19 protein-coding genes and 1 pseudogene are annotated in these 18,807 nt (G+C 71.3%); 6 read left to right on the top strand and 14 right to left on the bottom strand.

Going from position 1 to position 18,807, the window contains the following annotated elements:
- Positions 1-157: 157 nt before the first annotated feature.
- Positions 158-817 carry a type III effector protein gene (locus ACZ7L4_RS13075; protein ID WP_472101893.1) on the bottom strand — a complete coding sequence of 220 codons (660 nt, stop codon included), beginning with the start codon at positions 815-817 and terminating at the stop codon, positions 158-160.
- 175 nt (positions 818-992) lie between these two features.
- Between ACZ7L4_RS13075 and ACZ7L4_RS13070 the strand changes: the two genes are divergently transcribed.
- The 5 genes from ACZ7L4_RS13070 to ACZ7L4_RS13050 all read left to right on the top strand — a co-directional run bounded on the left by ACZ7L4_RS13070 (position 993) and on the right by ACZ7L4_RS13050 (position 4,573).
- On the top strand, positions 993-1,424 hold the full coding sequence (locus ACZ7L4_RS13070) for an Hsp20/alpha crystallin family protein (RefSeq protein WP_472101891.1): 432 nt from the start codon (positions 993-995) through the stop codon (positions 1,422-1,424).
- Positions 1,425-1,661: 237 nt separating this feature from the next.
- Positions 1,662-2,057, top strand: coding sequence for a DUF2267 domain-containing protein (locus ACZ7L4_RS13065; protein WP_472101889.1), 396 nt, complete (start codon positions 1,662-1,664; stop codon positions 2,055-2,057).
- 70 nt (positions 2,058-2,127) lie between these two features.
- Positions 2,128-2,562, top strand: coding sequence for a DUF2267 domain-containing protein (locus tag ACZ7L4_RS13060; protein ID WP_472101887.1), 435 nt, complete (start codon positions 2,128-2,130; stop codon positions 2,560-2,562).
- Positions 2,563-2,666: 104 nt separating this feature from the next.
- Positions 2,667-3,488, top strand: coding sequence for an SDR family NAD(P)-dependent oxidoreductase (locus ACZ7L4_RS13055; RefSeq protein WP_472101885.1), 822 nt, complete (start codon positions 2,667-2,669; stop codon positions 3,486-3,488).
- Between the two features lie 752 nt (positions 3,489-4,240).
- Positions 4,241-4,573 (top strand): hypothetical protein, encoded by a 333-nt coding sequence (locus ACZ7L4_RS13050; protein WP_472101883.1) that lies wholly within the window; start codon positions 4,241-4,243, stop codon positions 4,571-4,573.
- A gap of 205 nt (positions 4,574-4,778) precedes the next feature.
- Here the strand turns inward: ACZ7L4_RS13050 and ACZ7L4_RS13045 are convergent, their stop codons facing one another.
- A complete protein-coding gene (locus tag ACZ7L4_RS13045) occupies positions 4,779-5,408 on the bottom strand; it encodes a ScbR family autoregulator-binding transcription factor (protein ID WP_472101881.1) in 630 nt (209 codons plus the stop codon).
- 254 nt (positions 5,409-5,662) lie between these two features.
- Here ACZ7L4_RS13045 and ACZ7L4_RS13040 point away from each other — a divergent pair, with 254 nt between their 5' ends.
- Complete coding sequence (locus ACZ7L4_RS13040) at positions 5,663-6,604, top strand: ScbA/BarX family gamma-butyrolactone biosynthesis protein (RefSeq protein ID WP_472101879.1); 942 nt, start codon at positions 5,663-5,665, stop codon at positions 6,602-6,604.
- A gap of 123 nt (positions 6,605-6,727) precedes the next feature.
- On the opposite strand, the pseudogene ACZ7L4_RS13035 reads toward ACZ7L4_RS13040, so the two are convergent.
- The 12 genes and pseudogenes from ACZ7L4_RS13035 to ACZ7L4_RS12980 form a co-directional block, all read right to left on the bottom strand.
- A pseudogene (locus ACZ7L4_RS13035) lies at positions 6,728-7,666 on the bottom strand (hydroxyacid dehydrogenase); the annotation flags it as partial.
- A gap of 7 nt (positions 7,667-7,673) precedes the next feature.
- Complete coding sequence (locus ACZ7L4_RS13030) at positions 7,674-8,621, bottom strand: hypothetical protein (RefSeq protein WP_472101877.1); 948 nt, start codon at positions 8,619-8,621, stop codon at positions 7,674-7,676.
- A complete protein-coding gene (locus ACZ7L4_RS13025; protein ID WP_472101875.1) occupies positions 8,612-9,253 on the bottom strand; it encodes a 4'-phosphopantetheinyl transferase family protein in 642 nt (213 codons plus the stop codon). The genes ACZ7L4_RS13030 and ACZ7L4_RS13025 overlap by 10 nt, the downstream gene beginning before the upstream one ends.
- The gene (locus tag ACZ7L4_RS13020) at positions 9,250-10,392 is read right to left on the bottom strand and encodes an acyl-CoA dehydrogenase family protein (RefSeq protein WP_472101873.1); all 1,143 of its coding nucleotides are present in this window, start codon (positions 10,390-10,392) and stop codon (positions 9,250-9,252) included. The genes ACZ7L4_RS13025 and ACZ7L4_RS13020 overlap by 4 nt, the downstream gene beginning before the upstream one ends.
- Positions 10,385-11,572 (bottom strand): acyl-CoA dehydrogenase family protein, encoded by a 1,188-nt coding sequence (locus ACZ7L4_RS13015; protein WP_472101871.1) that lies wholly within the window; start codon positions 11,570-11,572, stop codon positions 10,385-10,387. Before ACZ7L4_RS13015 ends, ACZ7L4_RS13020 begins: the two co-directional genes overlap by 8 nt.
- Positions 11,569-11,844 carry an acyl carrier protein gene (locus tag ACZ7L4_RS13010; protein ID WP_472101869.1) on the bottom strand — a complete coding sequence of 92 codons (276 nt, stop codon included), beginning with the start codon at positions 11,842-11,844 and terminating at the stop codon, positions 11,569-11,571. The genes ACZ7L4_RS13015 and ACZ7L4_RS13010 overlap by 4 nt, the downstream gene beginning before the upstream one ends.
- Positions 11,841-13,157 carry a type III PLP-dependent enzyme domain-containing protein gene (locus ACZ7L4_RS13005; RefSeq protein WP_472101867.1) on the bottom strand — a complete coding sequence of 439 codons (1,317 nt, stop codon included), beginning with the start codon at positions 13,155-13,157 and terminating at the stop codon, positions 11,841-11,843. Before ACZ7L4_RS13005 ends, ACZ7L4_RS13010 begins: the two co-directional genes overlap by 4 nt.
- Positions 13,141-14,658 (bottom strand): class I adenylate-forming enzyme family protein, encoded by a 1,518-nt coding sequence (locus tag ACZ7L4_RS13000; protein WP_472101865.1) that lies wholly within the window; start codon positions 14,656-14,658, stop codon positions 13,141-13,143. The genes ACZ7L4_RS13005 and ACZ7L4_RS13000 overlap by 17 nt, the downstream gene beginning before the upstream one ends.
- A complete protein-coding gene (locus tag ACZ7L4_RS12995; RefSeq protein WP_472101863.1) occupies positions 14,658-15,860 on the bottom strand; it encodes an acyl carrier protein in 1,203 nt (400 codons plus the stop codon). The genes ACZ7L4_RS13000 and ACZ7L4_RS12995 overlap by 1 nt, the downstream gene beginning before the upstream one ends.
- Positions 15,850-17,217, bottom strand: a complete 1,368-nt coding sequence (locus ACZ7L4_RS12990; protein WP_472101861.1) for a TrpB-like pyridoxal phosphate-dependent enzyme — start codon at positions 17,215-17,217, stop codon at positions 15,850-15,852. The genes ACZ7L4_RS12995 and ACZ7L4_RS12990 overlap by 11 nt, the downstream gene beginning before the upstream one ends.
- Complete coding sequence (locus tag ACZ7L4_RS12985; protein ID WP_472101859.1) at positions 17,214-17,492, bottom strand: acyl carrier protein; 279 nt, start codon at positions 17,490-17,492, stop codon at positions 17,214-17,216. Before ACZ7L4_RS12985 ends, ACZ7L4_RS12990 begins: the two co-directional genes overlap by 4 nt.
- A 31-nt stretch (positions 17,493-17,523) precedes the next feature.
- Entirely contained in the window at positions 17,524-18,807 is a 1,284-nt protein-coding gene (locus tag ACZ7L4_RS12980; RefSeq protein ID WP_472101857.1) for a glutamate-5-semialdehyde dehydrogenase, read from the bottom strand.

Raw genomic sequence — 18,807 nt, 5'->3', positions numbered from 1 at the left:
TCGTGGTGCACAGCCGTCGAAGTCCGAAGTCATGCGGCGACGCGGCGCCCCGGATGGATGCGGGACAACACGACGGATCACCGGAGCGGGGTGGCGCCCTTGCCCCCGTACGCCGGGCGCGGTGTCCGGTCGGCACCGGCGCGACCGCCCGCGGACGCTAGGGGCCGTCCGGGTCTGTCGCGGAGGCGGACTTCGTCAGGGCATCGAGCTGCGCGGCGAGGTCGGCGTGGCCGGGAGTGAGGTGGGGGCGGGTGGCGTTGAGGGGGCGGATGAGCGCGGCGGGGTCGTTGTCGGCGAGGGCCTCGTGGAGCCGGCCGAGCGGTTTGCGGGCCGTCGTCGGCAGGTCGGTGAGGGCCGTGATCTGGCCGGCGATGCGGCGCAGGTCGGCCGCGTGGCGCCGGGCCCAGGTGGCGGTGGTGCGCTCGGCGGCGCGGCGCTCGCGGGTGGCCTGGACGCGTTGTTCGCCGGTGGTTCCGGCGGGGCCGGGCTGCCCTCGCAGGTAGCGGCGCTCGGCTGCCTGGCGGCTGGCGACGCCGAGAGGGTGCGCGAGATCGGCCCAGCTGGCACCCGCTTCGCGGGCCGTTTCGATCAGCCCGGTCTCCCATCCGGCGAGCTGCTCGCGGACCTGCCGCAACAGCAGCAGAGAGGCCAGGGCCTGAGCCGCGCCGACGTCGTGCGGCTCGGCACCGCCCGGGTCCGCGCGCCCGGCGGTGTGCAGCGCGTCGTCGATCGCTTCGAGGGCTGCTGCGGCGGCGAGGAACGACGTCGGGCTCGGTGCGTCGGCACTCGACGATGCCGACGGGTCGGCCGGGGTCATGGGCACCTCCCTTGGTTGGTCGGCTGGTCGGCCGTCTGGTCAGTTGTCCAGCAGGCCATCGGGCATGTCATCCATGCGACGACACAGTGTTTGTCATCCATTGGACGACATGCTACAACGGTGTCAGTGAAGCGCATTGGCAGCAACTGCCCGAACCGCTGGAGGTGTTCTCACGATGTTGATGCGCACTGACCCCTTCCGTGAGCTGGACCGGCTGACGCAGCAGCTGATGGAACCGGGCACCTGGTCGAGGCCGTCCCCGATGCCGATGGACGCCTATCGCGAGGGTGACCAGTACGTGGTGGCCTTCGACATCCCCGGCGTCACCGTCGAGGCGATCGACATCGACGTCGAGCGGAACATGCTGACCGTCAAGGTCGAGCGCCGCCCCGTGACGAAGTCCGAGGACGTGCAGGTGGAGCTGTCGGAGCGGCCGCTGGGCGTCTTCTCCCGCCAGATCGTGCTCGCCGACACGCTGGACACCGAGCGCATCCAGGCCGACTACGACGCAGGTGTGCTCACCCTGCGCATCCCGATCGCCGAGCGCGCCAAGCCCCGCAAGATCTCCATCGGCAGCGGGTCCGGCCACAAGGAGATCTCCGGCTGAGCCGGACCGGGAGCACTGAGCCCGCCCGGCGAGCATTGCCCCGGATCGGCGAGCACTGACCCGGATCGGCGAGCACTGACCCGGATCGGCGAGCACTGACCCGGATCGGCGAGCGTCGACAGCGGCGGAGGACGGGTACCTGATCTCCCCCTCGCCCGTCCTCCGCGCCCCCGCGGATCGAGGAAGGCCTGCGGGCCGCGGCAGCCGCCCGGCCCTTGGGAAGGGGTGACAGCCACGGTGACGATGCGACGCGAGGCGTTCCTCGACCACGTCAAGGAACGCGGCGAGTACGCCACCCTTCAGGAAGCCGAGCGCGCGGCCCGCGTGGTGCTCGCCCTGCTGGGCGCACATCTGGTCGGTGAGGTGCGAGCCCAACTGGCGGCGCGGCTGCCGGAAGGCTTCGCCCTGATCCTCCTCAACCCGCTGCAGAGCGCCGAGCCCCTCTCCCCGGAGCGGTTCGTGCGCGCGACCGCGGCCTGGATCGAGGGCGCGACGGAACAGACCGCCACGTGGGATGTCGGCGCCGTGCTGTCCACGGCCGCCGACGCCGCCGGAGACGACCTCCTCGACGAGATCCTGCTCCAACTCCCCGCCGGGTACGACCTCCTCTTCGGCCGCCCCCGACCGACCTGAGCCCCGGTGGCCATGTACGTACGGGCCACCACGACCGTGGCGACAGCCACAGAAAGGCACCCCCGCAGTGATGACCCACCAGAGCAGACCGCTTCAGCAGTCCTACGGTGAGGCGTACGAACACATGCTGGAGAAGGTCCGCTACGACGGCGCGTACCCCACCCGCGAGAAGGCCGAGGAAGCCGTCCGCCTCGTGCTCGCCGGGCTGGGACGCCAACTGACCGGCGACGAACGCGTCGACCTCGCCGCCTGCCTCCCCCTGGAAGCCGCCCGCATCCTCACCGCCCAGATGCCCGCCCTCCAGCCGCTGGGCGGCTGGGCCTTCGTCAAGGAGCTCGCCGCCCACACCGGCGCCTCCCTGGCCACCACCCGCTGGGACACCGGTTCGGTCTTCTCCGCCGTCGCGGCCTACGCCGGCCCCGACCTCGTCACCCGCATCCTGCGCCAACTCCCCTCCGGCTACGCGCTGTTGTTCGGCCGCGCCGAACTCACCCAAGCCGCATAGCCGGACCGAACCTTCCGAACGCCGCCCCAGCACGAAACCGCCTGCGAGCGGACCGCTTCGCCCCTCCGGGGAGACCGAAAGTGCTGGGCGCTCGGGAGTTCGCCGTGACTAGTCTTGGTCAACTCGACGAGTTCGGAGGGGACATGACCGAGGTGAGCGGCAGACTCGACGGCACACGCGCGCTGATTTTGGGGGGCGGCGGTGAGGGCATCGGCCGCGCGATCGTCCGCGCCTACGCCGCCGCCGGGGCGCACGTGGTCGTGGCCGACGTGGACGCCGAGCGGGCGACCGAGGCCGCGGAGGAGGCACGGAAGGCCGGACACTCGGCCCACGCGCTCAGCGGCGACGTCCGCTCGCGTGAGCAGCTCGACGACCTGGTCACCGGCGCCGCCGAGCGGCTCGGCGGTCTGGACACTCTGGTCACGGTGGTCGGCGGGCAGGTCGCGTTCGTACCCGCGGTCAAGCTCCACGAGATGAGGGACGAGGACTGGGACACCGTCTACGAGGTGAACCTGCGCTACGTGGTGCGCGCCGTACAGCGCGTACTCCGGCTGTTCCTGGAACAGGGCACGGGCGGGACCATCGTCAGCATCGGCTCGGTCGCCGGGTTCATGGCCGCACCGAAGCAGGCCGGATACGGCGCCGCGAAGGCCGGCCTTTACAGCCTGGCCCGCACGGTTGCCGCCGAGTACGCGGCCGACGGCATCCGGATGAACGTCGTCGCCGGCGGAGCCATCAACACCGCGGTCAACCAGGTCGAGTCCGCCGGTGACTGGGTCCCGGAGATTCCGGCCGGGCGCTACGGAACGCCGGAGGAAATGGCCGCGTCGGCCGTCTACCTGGCCTCGGACGCGGCCCGCTACGTCACGGGGCAGCAGATCGTCCTTGACGGAGGAGTATCCGTGCGGGGCCCGTTCCCCGAATAACGGGCACTCGGGAACTCGCCGCAGATCCAGGGGTGCGGCGGCGGAGCACTGAGGATCGCCGGTTGCTGGCCCGCTGAACGTGTGCCGGTTCCCCTAGCGTCATGGCGATGAGCCGGTGCAGCACCGGCGTGCCTCCCCACTCACTTCCTCGATGGCGGGTTCGTGACGGTCAATGCCACCGCAGCTCCGAGCTTTCGCCCGATCCGGCGTATCGGGCACCCACTGGTGGAAGACTGCCGACAACGGCCCCCGCCGGGAATCGCCAGGAACATCAGCGAGGGCCGCCGGCGAGACCGCGCGGCTCCCCTTCTCGCGCGGCCTCACAGCTCCGCCCAGCGGCATGCGTTCCAGGAGCGTGCGGGAGGTTCGCCCCGAGAACCGCAGCCGCGGCGGAGCGGCCGGAGCCGCGTTTGTCGGCGATGCAGCTCCAGCCGGCTCAATGGCTTCAGTCACCGATCCGGGGTCTGGGGATCGAGCAGCGCAGCGGCGCTCCCCTGCGCGCCGGAAATGGTAAGTCAGATGCAACTTTGACCTCAAGGCCCTTTCTCGGACAGGGTCTTGGTGGATCGTCACAGGTCAGAGGTACGTTCGGGCCACCAGGACGGAACGCCCGGTTCACGACGCTGCGCCGGAAAGCAGTTGCGGCGGGAACGGGCGTCCCGTTCGGGTGACTCTCGTACGTCTTCCGTGACCTTGCGTTCGGTTGAGGCGATTACAGGTTGATCATCTGGAGCCCGCCGAAGGAGAACCGCATGCGCATGCGATCCGTGTTCGCCAGTGCCGCACTTGCCGCGACCGCCGTGCTCGGCGGGGCTGTCGCCGCCAGCGCCGACACCGACCCGGTCGACGGCCCGGACGTCGTGGCCGACATTGACCTGCCGGCTGACACTCCGCTCCCGAACGACAGCAATGCGATGGACGACATCAAAACGACCCCCGCTCAGCTGGCGGGCGACGCCGACACCATCGCCAACAACGTCGCTCCACCCAGCAGCGGCGGGTTGCTGAACGTGGATGCCAACAACCTGCTCGCCGGGGGCCTTCTCTCGAAGACCGAGAACGCCGCCAGGCAGCTCGGGGGCTGACGGCTGCGCCGGCAACGCGATCAGGTCGTAGTCGTCGTGGGCCAGGCCCCATGCACGGCTCGGGCCGGCAGTCGAATCGCCTGCGAAGCAACCTGTCCGAACCCATGTAGGCCAGAGGTGGATCGACTCTCGGCGCCCTCGCACGAGGGAGTCCTCGGGAGCGGGGCGCCGGGCAGAAGTGCGCCGTCCACCTAGCTGGCCACCCTCAGTTCATGAGGCGCTTCAGGCGTTCGTGCGTGATCTCGGTGCGGGAGATGATCGCGGGGACCGCCACACCGGGCAGCAGCAACCGCCACATGCGCAGGGTGCGTTCGGTCAGGTCCTCACGTCCGCTGGCCACGGCGGAGTACATCTGCATGCCGGTGCATGCCTCGGTGATGAACTCACCCAGCTCGTCCGGCAGGACACCCGCCTGCAGTTCGCCGGAGTCCTTGGCATCCCGCAGGCAGTCGGTCATCACGCCCGCCCACGAGCGGTAGGGCGTCACGTCCCGGGTTCCCATGGCCGCCTGCTCCCCCGTCAGACGCACGCCGGCCCTCAGCAGCGGGTCGATCTGGAGCATGTGGGACCACATGAGGGTGATGTCGACAAGCCGCTGGAGCCCCTCGGAATGCAACTGGGGGACGATCAGCTCGGGTTGCGCGTTCATCACCGCACGGGCCAGATCCTCCTTCGAGTCGAAGTGGAAATACAGGGCTCCGGTGGTGAGCCCCGCCCGCTTCAGGATCAGGTTGATACTGGCACCCGCGTAGCCGTACTCGTCGAAGGCCTCGGCCGCCGCACGGAGGATCGCCTTGCGGGTCTGCACCGCTCGTTCTTGCTTGGGTTCGGCCACGGTTTCTCACTCTCCACAAACGTAACGCTCTCTATGTTATGTCACCGCCTACAGAGCGGCAAGCGTCACACCTGAGCATTTCCGCAGGCTCGCGCGCTCCCAGCCACCCCCTGCCCCGCGGGGCAGGGTCGGTGCCCATTGCACCTTCCCTTCCCAAAAAACCGAACACTCTTTATGTTGCTGCCTGCGGGGCGACCCACCGGATCCCGGGGGCCCCACACTCGTTCGTTCCGCACGTCCTGATGGGGGACAACATGCTCAGCACGCTGCCCAGAACATCTGCGACAACGCTCGCCGCGCAACCCGTGTCCGCGGCCGAGGTGCACAAGCTGGACCCGACCGAGGTGCTGCTCAGCGACTGGCAGCAGGTCGACGCCGACCGCTTCGCCATCTCCGCGCGATGGCCGGCCCACCATCGGTTCTACGCGGGAGCGCATGGCTCCCGTGACGCGCTCATACTCGTCGAGTGCGTCCGCCAGTCGATACCGCTGCTCTGCCACTCCGCCTACGACGCACCGTTCGGTTTCCGGCAGGCGTGGGAGGACCTGCACTTCGCCGTCGAACCCGCGCTGCTCGCCGGGGCGGACACTCCGTTGAGCATGCGGCTGGACGTCACATGTTCCGAGGTCCTGCGCCGCGGCGCCCGCGTCGGGGGCATGACGATGACGGTGGAGGCGTCGTGGCAGGGGCTGCCGGCGGCGTACGTCAGAACCAAGTTCAACAACCAGTCGCCCGCCGTCTACCAACGACTGCGCGGGGACCACGGCGACATGGCTGCGGCCCATGCCCGCGCACTGCCACCCGGTCCGCCGGTCGATCCGGGCCTCGTCGGCCGGGAGAACGGCGCGGACGTGGTGCTCTCGGCAGCGCCCGAGGCAGGTCCGCACCCCTGGCAGCTGCGGACGGACCTCGGGCACCCCCTCCTCTTCGACCACCCGGTCGACCACGCGCCCGGGATGCTCCTGCTCGAGGCTGCCCGGCAGGCGGCCCTTGCCCGGTCCCCCCAAAGAGCTTCCGTGGTGGGCATGACGACGCGGTTCATCCGCTACACCGAGTTCGACGCGCCGTGCCACATCGACGCGGAACTCCTCACCGTCGGGGCCGAGAGGCGGGACGGGACACAGGTCGTCCGGATCACGCTGACGCAGAGCGACCAGGTGGTGTTCACCGCCGACGTGACCACCGCCGTGGTGTAGGACGCGGGATTCCCCCGGGGGCCGGCTACGTGATCCGGCCCCCGGGTTGGCGCGGATTCATGCGGCCCGGGACCCGACCGGTGTCCGCGCCCCGGCGACGTCGGCCCCGTGCCACCAGACCTCGTTGACCGCGTCCGGCACCTGGGCGCCATCGAGAGCGCGGCGCACCGACCGGGCGACCGAGACACCTGCGCGGTCCTGTGCCTCGCGTGTCGACGCACCCAGGTGCGGGGTGCAGATCACCTGGTCGAGGGCGAGGAGCGGCGAGTCCGTGCAGGGTTCCCGCGCGTACACGTCCAGGCCCGCGGCCGCCACGCGCCCCTCGACCAACGCGGCGTACAGGGCCTGCTCGTCGACGATGCCACCGCGGGCGGCGTTGACCAGACGTACCCCCTCCTTCACCTGGCCCAGTTCCCGCGCCCCGACCAGGCCGAGCGTCTCCGGTGTCCTGGGCAGGTGCACGGTGAGGAAGTCACTCGTCGCGAGCAGGGCGTCCAACGGCACTATCTCCACGCCGAGTTGGACAGCGCGTTCAGGAGACACGTAGGGATCATGGGCGATCACGTGCATGCCGAACGCCGCCATGCGCTCCGCGACCAGTGCGCCTATGCGGCCGAGGCCGAGCACGCCCAGCGTCTTGTGTGCGAGCTCGACCCCGCCGTACTTGGCACGGTTCCATTCGCCGTTCTTCAGCGCCTGGCCGGCCTGCGGGATGTTGCGGGCCGTGGCGATCAGCAGGCCGCAGGCGAGCTCGGCGGCACTGACGACGTTGGCGTGCGCGGCGTTGACCACGAGGACACCGGCCTCGGTGGCGGCGGACACGTCGACGTTGTCGAGTCCCACTCCTGCGCGCGCGACCACCTTCAGCCGAGTGGCCGCGGCCAGTAGTTCGGCGTCCACCTGGGTGGCCGAACGGATGAGGATCGCGTCGGCGTCCGCGACGGCCGCCAGCACATCGCGGCGGTCCGAGCCGTCGCAGTACCGAATGTCGAGGTCGTGGCCCAGGGCGTCGACGGCGGCAGGTGCCAGTGCTTCGGCTATGAGGGCGATCGGCCTGCTCATGGGAGTCTCATTCCTTGTCGGATGCGGTCACGTCCCGCAGTGCGGTGAGGAGTTGTTCGATGGAGCGCTCGATCGCGCCCGGGCGTGGCCGGCCGCGCGCGGTGGACTGGGCGGCGAACCGCAGCGCCCGCGGCAGCTCGTCCCAGGCCGCCGTCGCGGCGGCGGCCGGTTCGGGGTGGGTGGTTCCGTCCGCCACGTCGAAGGCGAGCTTGAAGGTGTGGTGGCGGGCAGCAGCCCACAGGTCGTCCACATGACGGGCCACGGCGAGCGGTTCCGCGCGCAGCACTTCGGAGATCCGCAGCAAGGACACCTCGAGGTCGAGGGTCCAACTCCCACGCCCTGGCGTGACGTTGCGGCGCTCGGGCGCGGGCACCCAGTCCAGCCAGCGGTAGTGGTCGGCCGGTGGCACGGGGATCTCCTCGCCGAGTGCGAGCGCGTCGCGGCGGACGACTTCCCCGGGCGGCCGGGTCCAGGGCGCCAGGACGATGGCGAGTTCGCTGTCGGCGATCCACCCCAGGTAGGGCTCCTGGTCGCCGAACGGGGTCAGGGCCGAGAAGTGATCGGCCACCAGCCACCGGCCGTTGTGCCGCTCCCTGATCACCACCCAGTGCGGGGCGTCCGCCTGCCCTCGCGACGGCGCCCAGGGCAGATGCCTGGTGTTGCCGACGGCCAGGACCTTTCCGTCGCGCCGCAACGCGGCGTGCAGGGCCTTGCGCGTCGTCGGCCAGTCCCGCGCGCCGGCGTAGCCGAGCTGTCGGCCGTCGGCTGTCCTGTCGATACGAGAGTGGTGGGAGAAGGCCAGTTCGCCGGTGGGCAGATCGGTGCGGACGGCGAGACGGACTCCGCTGGCGAGCCGGCGGCGGACTTCGGGGACGTCCGGGGTGAGGTGGGCGAGCAGGTTGGTCGTGTAGCAGCTGAGGTCCGGCATGGTGTCCGGGGCGCCGGTCAGGAACACGTGGCCTCCAGGTCGTCGTCGGGATCTGAGAAGGCGCAGCTCAGGGGCGTGCGGGAGCGGTCGCGCAGGCTGATCCAATGAAACCTCTGCCACTGGCCCGCACAGTGGCCCGGCGCGATGTCGATCGACCAGGGGCTGCCGGGCAGGCCGGTGCCCGCGGCCTTGACGCAGGCCTCCTGGGCGGTCCACACCCAGGCGAGTTCGAGGGCTCGCTGGCGCTCGGGCAGCGGGCGGATCTCCTGGGCGTACGGCCCGAGGCAGCGGCGCAGGAGCCCGTCCGGCACGTCGTCCAGAGGGCGTTGGATGTCGACGCCCACGCTCCGTCGACGGCCGACCGCGACCGCAAGCGCCGGGCCGTCGTGCGAGACGCTGACGCCCGTCCCTGGGTCGCCTGCGACGACGGGCCGTCCGTGGGCGTCGGCCCGGATCGGCGCTCCGGCCCGCTCGGGCACCGTGCGGCGCAGCAGGTGGCGCAGCAGGGCGCGACCGGCGAGGAATTCGGCTGCCCGCCGCTGGGACAGGGCTGCCGTCATGGCCAGGTCGTCGGGGTGCGCCTCTTGCCGGGCCCACGCTCCGAGCCCGCCGGTCGCCACCCATACGTCGGGGGCCGCCCGGGTGATGAGTGACGTCATGTGCGCAGCTCCGCGAGGAGCGAGTCCGCGTGATCGGCGACCGTGTCGAGTACCAGCTCGCTCACGCCGCCACCGATCGCGAACACGGCGGCTTCGCTGCGGATGCGCTGAACTCCGTCTCGCAACATCCCGTCGGCTCCCTGGAGTTGGGCGCAGACAGCCAGGACGGGGTCGACGATCAGGCCGACGGCGGACTTCAGCACAGCCGCCGCGGCGAGGTCGTGGTGCCCGGCGACCCGGTCTCCCAGGCCGGCGCACAGAGCGTTGAGCTGTCCGACCTGGACGAGGCAGGCAGCGAAGCGCTGGCGCACGGAAGGGTTGTGCCACAGCGGTCGGCCGTCCACGTGGCGCCGGGTCAGCCGTTCCTTGGTGTCCGCGAGCACCCGGCTCGTCAGGGCCACCGCCCACAGGGCGCCCGCGAGCCGTTCGGTGCCCATGTGCTGGGCGAAGGCGACCATGCCGCGCCCGGGGCGGCCCACCAGGTGGTCCGGCGCGAGCCGGACGTCCGTGAACTCGATGTGCCCGGTGTCGGCGCCGGCCAGCAGGTCCGTGTCGGCCCTGGCGATCCGGACGCCGGGTGCGTCGGCCGGCACCAGCACCCACGTGAAGCTGGTGAAGTGGCGGCCGGGGCGGTGCCGGGCGAGAACGAGGAGGTACCGGGCCGCGCATGCGGTGGTGATCCACCGCTTGCCGCCGTTCAGCACCAGTTCGTCCGGCCCGATCGTCACTTCCGTACCCAGGTCGGCGAGGTCGGAGCCTGCCGCGGCGCGATCCGTGGCGGCGAGCGCGAGGCTCGCGGCGCCGGTCATGACGTGCGCAAGTGCCGCGCGGACGGTTCCGCTGTCCGGCGCGCCCGCGGCCAGCACCGGCAGGGCGCTCGCCGCCTGGACCAGCACGCTCAGCGTCACGCCGTTGTCGCCGCGAGCGTCGACAGCGGCGAGCAGTTCGGCCAGCCGGCCGGGGACGACGTGCCCCGCCCGGCCGTAGAGGCCTTCGATCAGCCCGGCCGCACCGCAGGCCTCCCAGACAAGCGCGGCCGAAGGGCGATCGGGAAGGGAGCCGAGGACGGTGGCAGGTTCCGTCCGTTCGGGCGGTGGGGACAGAAGTCGGACACTCGCCTGCACCTGACGGTCAGTCAAGACGCACCTCGGAATCCAGCAGGGCGAGCTTGCCGTCCACGAGGTGGAGGCGGTCGTTGCTGTAGTTGAGGGCCGCCGAGCGCAGGTCGCGCAGGCTCTGCTCGAGCCGGGTGGGCGAGTCCTTGAGATAGCCGTGGCGCATGCCCACGGCGTCCACGAGGTCGTCGACGGCCCGGTAGCACTCCTCGGCTGCGGTGATCTTCAGCCCGTTGAGAAGCAGTTGGACACGAGGGGCGCTCACGTCGGGGGCGTCGGCGACGGCGGTGCGGGTGTGTTCCAGCAGGGCGTGCACGGTGTCGATCCGCTGCCTGGCCCGGGAGAGCCTGGTGAGCAGCAGTTCCGAGTCGAGGTCCGCCCGGCCTCTGCCGCGCGGGGCACGCAGCAGCTTGACGACGCGGGAGAGCGCGCCGGCCGCGGTGCCCAGCCAGCAGGCCGACCAGCCCAGGTGGGCCATGGGGCCGAACACGGTGGTCACGATCGTGCGGAAGTCGCCGTGCTCACCCACCACCTGGTGCGCGGGGACCGTTCCGGAGAGACGGAGTGCGACGCTGTGGCTGGAGCGCATGCCCAGTGGCTGCCAGTCCCCCGACCGCTCGATCTCCAGCTGGTCCCGGTGGGCGTAGATGAGGGAGACCTGGTGCGGTGAGGTGGCCCCGGGGCTCTGCATGGTGACGAGGAAGCCGTCGGCATGTTCACCGCCGGTGACGATCGGCGCGAACCGGTCGAGGGCCAGTCCGTCCGCCTGTGCGGCGAGCGCCGTCTGCGAGGTCAGCAGGTGTCCGCCCGTGCCGGACTCGGTGGTGACCGAGGCCAGGTACTGCCGGCCTGCGGCGATCTCCGGGAGCAGTTCCTCGCTCAGTCGCCGATTGCCGAACCGCACCAGTGCGGCGACCTGTTGGCAGTGCATGACGAAGATCATTGCCACGGACAGGTCGACGCGGGCGAGGGCGGTGCCCGCCCGTGTCACGTCGGCGGGCGTGCCGCCGAGCCCGCCGTACTCCTCGGGCACGAGCAGCCCCAACAGGCCGCTGGTGCGCATCCGGGACAGTGCCTCCACCGGGAAGGTGGCATCCCGCTCGTGCCGGTCGAGGTGCTCGGCGGCCACGGCGGCGACCTCTTCGACACGTCCGCTCACTGTCAGGGCGGCCGGGGGCGGGGCGAGCAGCGCGGTCGTGCTCATGCCGCCGCCCGGGAGGTGTCGCTCAGGCTGCCCTGCGCCTCGACCGCCGCGGACACGGCCGCCCACAGACTGCCCGCGGAGGCGAAGGTGGCGTCGTTCATGGCGTCGTCGGGGAGCGTCACCTCGAACGCGTCCTCCAGGGCGAACAGCAGCTCAATGGCCTGCATGGAGTCGAGTCCGTACGACCGCAGGGACGCCTCGGGCTCGATCTCCTGGCCGTCGAGGAACTTCAGGAACGGCACGAGCGCATCGGTGAATCGGGGGTCCATCATGTCTCTCCAAGGGTGGTGCCGGCCACGGCCGGGGTGGGGGTGCGAGTCAGGTGGAGCCGGGTGATCTCGGGGTCGGTGTCGGGCAGGTCGCCGTCGACGACGGCCTCCAGGGGCAGCGGGTGCCCGAGGAAAGCGACGAGGCTCGCGCTCAGTCCATAGGCGCCGACATTGGGTACGGCCAGTACGTCGCCGGGGCGCAGTTCGGGCAGGTGTGCCGACCGTGACCAGGTGTCGAGGGGGGTGCACAGCGGGCCGCTGACCAGGGCGTCGAGGGTGTCCGAGCGCGGGGCGGCGGGGCCCGTGGCCGCCGACACGAGCTGCGGGTTGAGCGGCGGCAGGCGGCGCATCCCTGACATGCCGCCGAGGTGGTTGATGCCGGACTCCAGGACCACGACGTCCTTGCCGTGCGAGCGCTTCACGTCGAGCACCGAGGTCAGCAGGGTGCCCGCGGTTCCCACCAGATACCGGCCCGACTCGAACACGATGCGGGTGCCGTCGGTGTGCCGGTCCGGCAGCTCCTCGTCGAGCAGTGCGGTGAGCCCTGGGCGCAGTCCGCTGAGGTCGATCCGCTCGCCGGCGCTCGCGAAGGGAGCACCGAACCCGCCGCCGAGGTCCAGGACGCGCAGCCGCGCGCCGTGCGCGGCAAGGGCCGCACGCAGGGTCTTCGCGGTCCGCAGGGAGCGTGCGAACTGCCCGACCAGCGCCTCGGGTTCCACCAGGTTCGAGCCCATGTACAGGTGCAGGCCCACGAGTTCGGCGTGCGACCGTCCGGCGAACCTGGCCGGCTCCTGGAGCACCCACTGCGTGTCGGCTCCGAACTGGGAAGCCACGCCGGTCATCGCGAGGCCCTGTCCCGGCACGGGCTGGTCGTCGTTGATCCTCAACAGGCACTGTGCGGCAGCGTCGAGCCGTCCCGCGATCCGGTCCAGCTGCTCGATGGCATGCGGGGAGTCCACCGAGAAGAGGCGCACTCCGACGCGCAGCGCCTTGTCGATCTCCTCGTCCCGTTTGCCGGGGCCGGTGTAGAGCACGTCGGCGGCGGGCCAGCCGGCCTCGAGTGCCGCGTCGAGTTCGCCGCTCGAGCACACTTCGGGGCTCGTTCCCTGTTCCCGCAGCACGCGCAGCAGGGACGGGTGCGCGTTGGCCTTGAGGGAGTAGTACACGTCGCTGCCGACAGGCAGCGCCTCACTCAATGCCTGCCGGTTGCGCCGCACTTCGGCCAGGTCGTAGACGTAGGCCGGGGTGGGGATCCGGTCCAGGGTGTGCGGGGGCAGCGACACGGCCGGTGCGGCCGCTTCAGCGGGTGCGTACACGTGTGGCCTCCTCGGTCAGGGCGGCCAGCGCCTTCCGGTCGACCTTGCCGTTGCCGGTCAGCGGGAGCGCGTCGAGCAGCAGGCAGTGCCGGGGGATCTTGAACTCCTCGATCTCCTCCCGCATGCCGGACAGCACCTCGCCCGCGGAGCACTCGCCCACGACGAACAGCAGGGCCGGGGCGGGGTGGTGCGGCGGCAGCACCGCCGCCGCGGTGACACCGGGCACCCGGCGAGCAGCCGCTTCGACCTCGGTGGCGCTGACGCGGAAGCCGTTCTCCTTGTAGATGTCGTCGCGACGGCCGTCGAAGTAGAGGTAGCCCTCTTCGTCGACCCACCCGTAGTCGCCCGTGTTGAGCTGAGGGAGGAGTCCCTCGACGCGGGGGAAGCGCTGCGCGGTGAGCTCGGGGCGGCGCCAGTAGCCCGCCATCACATTGGGTCCCCGCACCACGATCTCGCCGATCTCTCCGGGGGTGAGCCGGCGGCCCTCGCCGTCGACGACGAAGACCTCGGTGCCCGGCAGGGCACGGCCGCTCGAACCGGGCCGCTCCAGGTCGCCGTCGGGCGGCATGATCGTGGCACGCTTGCACTCGGTGAGCCCGAACATCAGCTGCACGCGCAGCTCGGGCAGGCAGGCACGCAGAGTGCGCAGCGTTTCGGCGGGCATCGCGGCCCCGGTATTGGTCAGCAGCCGCAGCGGCGGCGGATCCTGTCGGCGGGCTCGGCGCAGCAGCCGGGCCAGCGCCTCGGCCACGGAGGGCACCGCGGCGAGTACGGTCGCACCGGCCCGCACCAGGTTGTTGACGAGCCCGGGCCCGACCTCGGCGGGGCGGCCGAGCACGACGTGGGCACCGGCCAGAGTCGACACGAACAGCTGGTAGAGGCCGTAGTCGAAGGAGAGCGGCAGCGGGCTGTACACGACGTCGTCCGGCCGGTAGCCGAGGACGCTCTGAATGGCCCCCGCGGAGAAGAGGAGTTGCTGGTGGGTCGTGACGACGGCCTTGGGCAACGAGGTCGTGCCTGACGTGTAGATGAGGCACACGGGATCGACGGCGATCGTGCCGGGCTCCGCCACCTCGGGCACGGGGCCCGCGGCGAAGGCCACGGCGGACAGGGTCGCGGTGGTGTGCGTGGCTACGGCGCGCCGGTGGGCGGATTCCATCGCGGCGGCATCGTCGGTGACGAGCAGGGCGGGTTCGCAGTCGTCGAGTACGTGCTCGAGCTGGACGCCGCGCACCTGCTCGTGCAACAGGGAGAAGATCACCCCGGCCCGTGCGGCGGCGTACACCAGGGCGGGCTGGACGACGGAGCCGGCCGCGCACGCCACGAGACGGTCGCCACGGCTCAGCCCCTGGGCCCGCAGCCACGCGGCGAGCCGGCGTGCGGCCGCGTCGAGCTCCCGGTAGGTGAGGCTGTCGTCGCCGCTGGTCACGGCGGATGCCTCGGGCGTGGCAGCGGCCGCGCGGTCGAGGAGGTGGTGCAGAAGTTCTGGGTGGGCGGACATCAGTTCCCTCCGGTGCGGGCGGGCGCGGACTGCGGTGCGGTGTGTGTGGCGCGCACGAGGACGCGGGCGATGCCGTCGAGGTGGTGGAGGTTCTCCGGAACGAGGTCGTCGGCGGCGCACTCCACGGACAGCTCGCGCTCCAGGCGCTCGATGATGTCGACGACGCGGAAGGACGTGAATCCCGGCAGTTCTGCCAGAGAGTGGGCGCCCAGCACGTCCGCGGCGTTCACGGCGAGCGCCGCGCCGACGATGTCGGCGACGCGCCTGCGCAGCGATGCGGGCACCACCACGGTGGCGCTCTCGCCACCGGGCACGTGGTGTGTCGCAGCGCCCCCGAACACCTCACGGTCCCGACGCAGTTGGGCGGCGAGCCGAGCGAAGGTCTCCGCCGGTTCCGCGCGGCCGCGGGCGACCCTGCGGTAGCCGACGTAGACGCTCTCGGCGAGAGCCTCCCATGCGGCCACGTGCGCATCCCTCGTCGGGTTGTCGCCAAGGCCTGCGGGCCCGCCGAGGAAGGCCGCGTGCAGCCGGCGGGAGCGGGCAAGCAGCCACATCTCCAGAGTGAGCCGGTCGAAGGCGGCGACACGGTCGGGGTGCTCGGCATACGCGGCCACATAGGCGTCGACGGCCGCGTCGTCCGCCAGGTCGATGACCGTGGTGGGTGTGACAGGAGCCAGCTGCGCGGGTGCGAAGGTGACGACGGTCGCGGCCTCGGGTACGGCCGAGGCGATTTCGGTGCGGTCCAAGGAGCGTGTGAGGGGCCTGGCGCTGCCCCATGGTGTCTCGTTGTGGTAGCCGTCCACGACCACGGCGCCGTCCGCGTGCGGCTCCAACAGGAAGCTGTGTTCCATGTGGCGCTGCCCGGCGTACGGGACCCACGGCAGGTGGTAGGCGTCGGACACGATGTAGCGGCCGGGGGCGGGCTCGGGCGGCTCGCCCGCCCGGGTGCGCTCCTGGCCGAGCTCCTCGAGCCCCAACAACGGTGCCGCCTCGCGGAGCTGCACAGTGACGGACCGCTCCACCGTGGGCAGTCCCGTCGGCCCTGGCACGGGGCGGAAACGCAGGACGGAGCCGAGGTTGAGGTGGGTGCCTTCGCCGTGCCACCGGTCCGCGAGGATCGCCAGGTTGACCTGCACGCAGTCGAACAGACGGCAGTCCGTGGCGATCGAGCGATCGGTGTCGATTGGCGGGTCAGCGCTCATGGCTCGCTCCGACCCCGGTGAGCGCGCCCGCCGGCTGCAGGTCGGTCATGGCACGGCGCAGTTCCCCGGGGTCGGGGGCGACATCGCTCAACTCGCCGTCCAGCAGCTGCTGGTAGGCCCCCAGATCCAGGTAGCCGTGGCCGCTGACGCACACGAGGACGCCCTTGTCGGAGCGCAGCGGACCGTTGTTCCCCTCCGCTCCCCCGGCGGCCAGCCGTGCGGCGGCGGCCAGCGCGTGCCCCGACTCCGGTGCCGGCAGCACCATCTCGCTCCGCGTGAACAGGCGTCCGGCGTCGAGCGCGTCGACCTGGCCGACGGCCGTCGCGGCTATCTGATCGCGGTGGCGCATGGCCGACAGCACCTTCGCGGCGCCGTGGAAGCGCAGCCCGGCCGAGTGCGAGTCGGGAATCGGATAGGAGCTGCCGATGGTGTACATGGCCTCCATCGGCCCCGTGCCGGTGGCGTCCGTGCGGTCGTAGGCGTACGTGCCGCGGGTCAGCTTGGGTGTGGTGCTCGACTCCGCGGCGAGCAGCAGCGGTGGCTCGGCCCCCGCGGCGGACGCCGCGGCGAAGAACGGCAGCGCTATCCCGCCGAAGTTGGAACCGGCACCCACGCACCCGACCACGGCATCGAACTCCGCCTCCTGGGAGGCAAGTTGGTCTGCGGCCTCCAGCCCGATCACCGACTGGTGCAGGATGCTGTACGTCTCCCCGCTGCCTATGCAGAACGCGGCGCCCTCCGTGCGAGCGGCGTACTCCACCGCCTCGCCGATGGCCAGGGACAGGCTGTTGACACCGGCCTCGCTCTGGGCCGCCACCTCGGTGAGCGGACTGGGGCTTGCGTGCACAGTGGCGCCGAGGGTGCGCATGAGCGTCCCCCGGTAGGGCTTGCGCCGCAAGCTGTTGCCCACCATGAAGACGGTGCACTTCATGCCGAACATGGCGCAGGCGGCCGCGAGAGCGGTGCCCCACTGACCGGCACCGGTGCCGCTGACAAGCTCCTTCACGCCGGCCTTCGCGTAGTAGTAGGCCTGCGCGAGAGCGGTGTTGAGCTTGTGGCTGCCGGATATGTTGCCGCCCTCGTACTTGACGTAGATCGGCACGCGCGCCCCGACGGCCCGCTCGAAACCCTTGGCCCGCCACAGGGGTGTGGGCCGGAAGGCCCTGTACGCCTCAACGACCTCGGCGGGAATGTCCCAGTGCTCCTTGTGCAGGACACTCTGGCGCACCAGCTCCATCGGCAGGTTGACCTGGACGCCGTCGGCGCCCGCGTGTTCGGGGGTGCGGTCCGGCGGCAGCCGTTCGTCGAGGTGTGGCAGGACACTGCGCCACGTGGTGGGTGGTTGCGTGACGGTCATCGGGCGGCCTCCGCCCCGAGCAGCACGACCTCGATCAGATCGTTGACGGAGCGGAAGGTGCGCCCGACGAACAGATCGTCGGGCAGCACGATGTCCAGCTCGTCCTCCAGCTGCACCAGCATGCCGACGAACCCGAGCGAATTGACGTGCAGGACCTCCCCGTTGAGCAGTTCGTGGTCATCGATGTCGGCGGGCTGCAGGGGCAGGCGTGACTCGGCGAGCACCACGCGCTTGACGCATGCGGCGACCGCGGTCCGGTCCAGTCCTGTGATCATTGGATGCTCCGTGAAGGTGACGGGGATGTGGTCAGAGAGCGCTGCGCAGGGTTCCGCGCGCATCGACGACCCAGCTGTAGGTGACGAGGGAGCCCAGCGTGACGGGGCCCCGCACGTGCATGCGTCCGGTGCTGATGGATATTTCGGAACCGAGGCCGAGTGTCGGGCCGTCATGCAGCCGCAGCGAGCCGTTGACCACGATCGCGGCGGCGTCGACCCGTCGGGCGAAGTCCTCGGTGACCTCGATGTCGGTGGCGACGACGCCCTCGGTGTGCCCTGATCCGTAGCGGCGAATGTGCTCCAGCGCCTCGCCCGCGCCCGCGACCGGGTACACGCCGATGGTGGCGTCGAGGAACTCCCGGCCGAGGTCGTGTTCCTGCAACTCCTCGATGCGCCACGGCCGCCGGCGGTCGTCCGCGGCCGCGGTGTCGGGGCGCGGAGTGCGCGCTGCGAGCCGTACGTTCACCCGCCGCTCACCACGCTCGGAGGCGTGCAGCACGGCCTCCACGAAATCGGCCGCGACCTCTTCGTCGACCAGGACCACCTCGGCGGTGTTGCATGCCGTGGGCTCGGGGAGTTTGCTGTCCAGGGCGGCCTCGGCGGCGAGTTCGAGGTCCGCGCTGCGGTGTACGTAGAGGTGGTTGACGCCGCCGCCGCTGGCGATGACGGGGATCGTGGACGCGTTGCGGCAGTGGTTGATGAGGGAGGGGCTGCCGCGCGGAATGAGTACATCGATCGCGTCCGGGCGCTTGAGCAGGGACCGCAGCTGGGCGCGGTCGGGGTCGTCGAGCACGGTGATCAGGCCGGTGGGCAGCTCGGCGGCCTCAAGGGCATCCCGGGCCACGGCTGCCAGCGCCTGGTTGGTACGGGCGATCTCCTTGCCGCCTCGCAGGATCACGGCGTTGCCGACGGCGACGGGCAGCAGGGCGCCTTCCACTGTGACGGTCGGGCGTGCCTCGTACACCATGAAAGCGATGCCGAGCGGCTTGGGCACCCGCAGGCGGGTCCCCCACTCCCCCACGCGCACGCCGGCATCGGGCTCGGTGACGGCGTCGAGTTCGGACAGGACCGCCTCGGTGAGGCGTTCCAGCTGACCGAGGTGGGCTTCGGTCAGGCGGAGTCGGTCGAGCAGTACCGGCGGCAGGCCGCGCTGCTCGGCAGCGGCGACGTCCTCGGCATTGGCCGCCAGGACGATCGGCCAGTGGGCGGCGAGTCGTTTGGCGAGTTCGCCGCAGTAGCGCGCGTACGCCGGGTCGCCGACCGGAGGGGCGGCAGCGACGGCCGCGCGGGCGGATACGAGCAACTCTTCAGTCAT

Source organism: Streptomyces sp. NPDC107575 (genome assembly GCF_055657265.1).
Note: the sequence above shows the minus strand (reverse complement) of the source record. Positions and strands in the feature narration are given on the sequence as shown.

Bases quoted from the DNA above. Each gene is read 5' to 3' on its own strand.
- ACZ7L4_RS13060 (WP_472101887.1), top strand. From the start codon at position 2,128: ATGACCCACCAGAGCAGACCGCTTCAGCAGTCCTACGGTGAGGCGTAC.
- ACZ7L4_RS12985 (WP_472101859.1), bottom strand. From the start codon at position 17,492: ATGATCACAGGACTGGACCGGACCGCGGTCGCCGCATGCGTCAAGCGC.
- ACZ7L4_RS13050 (WP_472101883.1), top strand. From the start codon at position 4,241: ATGCGCATGCGATCCGTGTTCGCCAGTGCCGCACTTGCCGCGACCGCC.
- ACZ7L4_RS13000 (WP_472101865.1), bottom strand. From the start codon at position 14,658: ATGTCCGCCCACCCAGAACTTCTGCACCACCTCCTCGACCGCGCGGCC.
- ACZ7L4_RS13075 (WP_472101893.1), bottom strand. From the start codon at position 817: ATGACCCCGGCCGACCCGTCGGCATCGTCGAGTGCCGACGCACCGAGC.
- ACZ7L4_RS13015 (WP_472101871.1), bottom strand. From the start codon at position 11,572: ATGAGCACGACCGCGCTGCTCGCCCCGCCCCCGGCCGCCCTGACAGTG.
- ACZ7L4_RS13070 (WP_472101891.1), top strand. From the start codon at position 993: ATGTTGATGCGCACTGACCCCTTCCGTGAGCTGGACCGGCTGACGCAG.
- ACZ7L4_RS12995 (WP_472101863.1), bottom strand. From the start codon at position 15,860: ATGAGCGCTGACCCGCCAATCGACACCGATCGCTCGATCGCCACGGAC.
- ACZ7L4_RS13025 (WP_472101875.1), bottom strand. From the start codon at position 9,253: ATGACGTCACTCATCACCCGGGCGGCCCCCGACGTATGGGTGGCGACC.
- ACZ7L4_RS12980 (WP_472101857.1), bottom strand. From the start codon at position 18,807: ATGACTGAAGAGTTGCTCGTATCCGCCCGCGCGGCCGTCGCTGCCGCC.
- ACZ7L4_RS13010 (WP_472101869.1), bottom strand. From the start codon at position 11,844: ATGATGGACCCCCGATTCACCGATGCGCTCGTGCCGTTCCTGAAGTTC.
- ACZ7L4_RS12990 (WP_472101861.1), bottom strand. From the start codon at position 17,217: ATGACCGTCACGCAACCACCCACCACGTGGCGCAGTGTCCTGCCACAC.
- ACZ7L4_RS13040 (WP_472101879.1), top strand. From the start codon at position 5,663: ATGCTCAGCACGCTGCCCAGAACATCTGCGACAACGCTCGCCGCGCAA.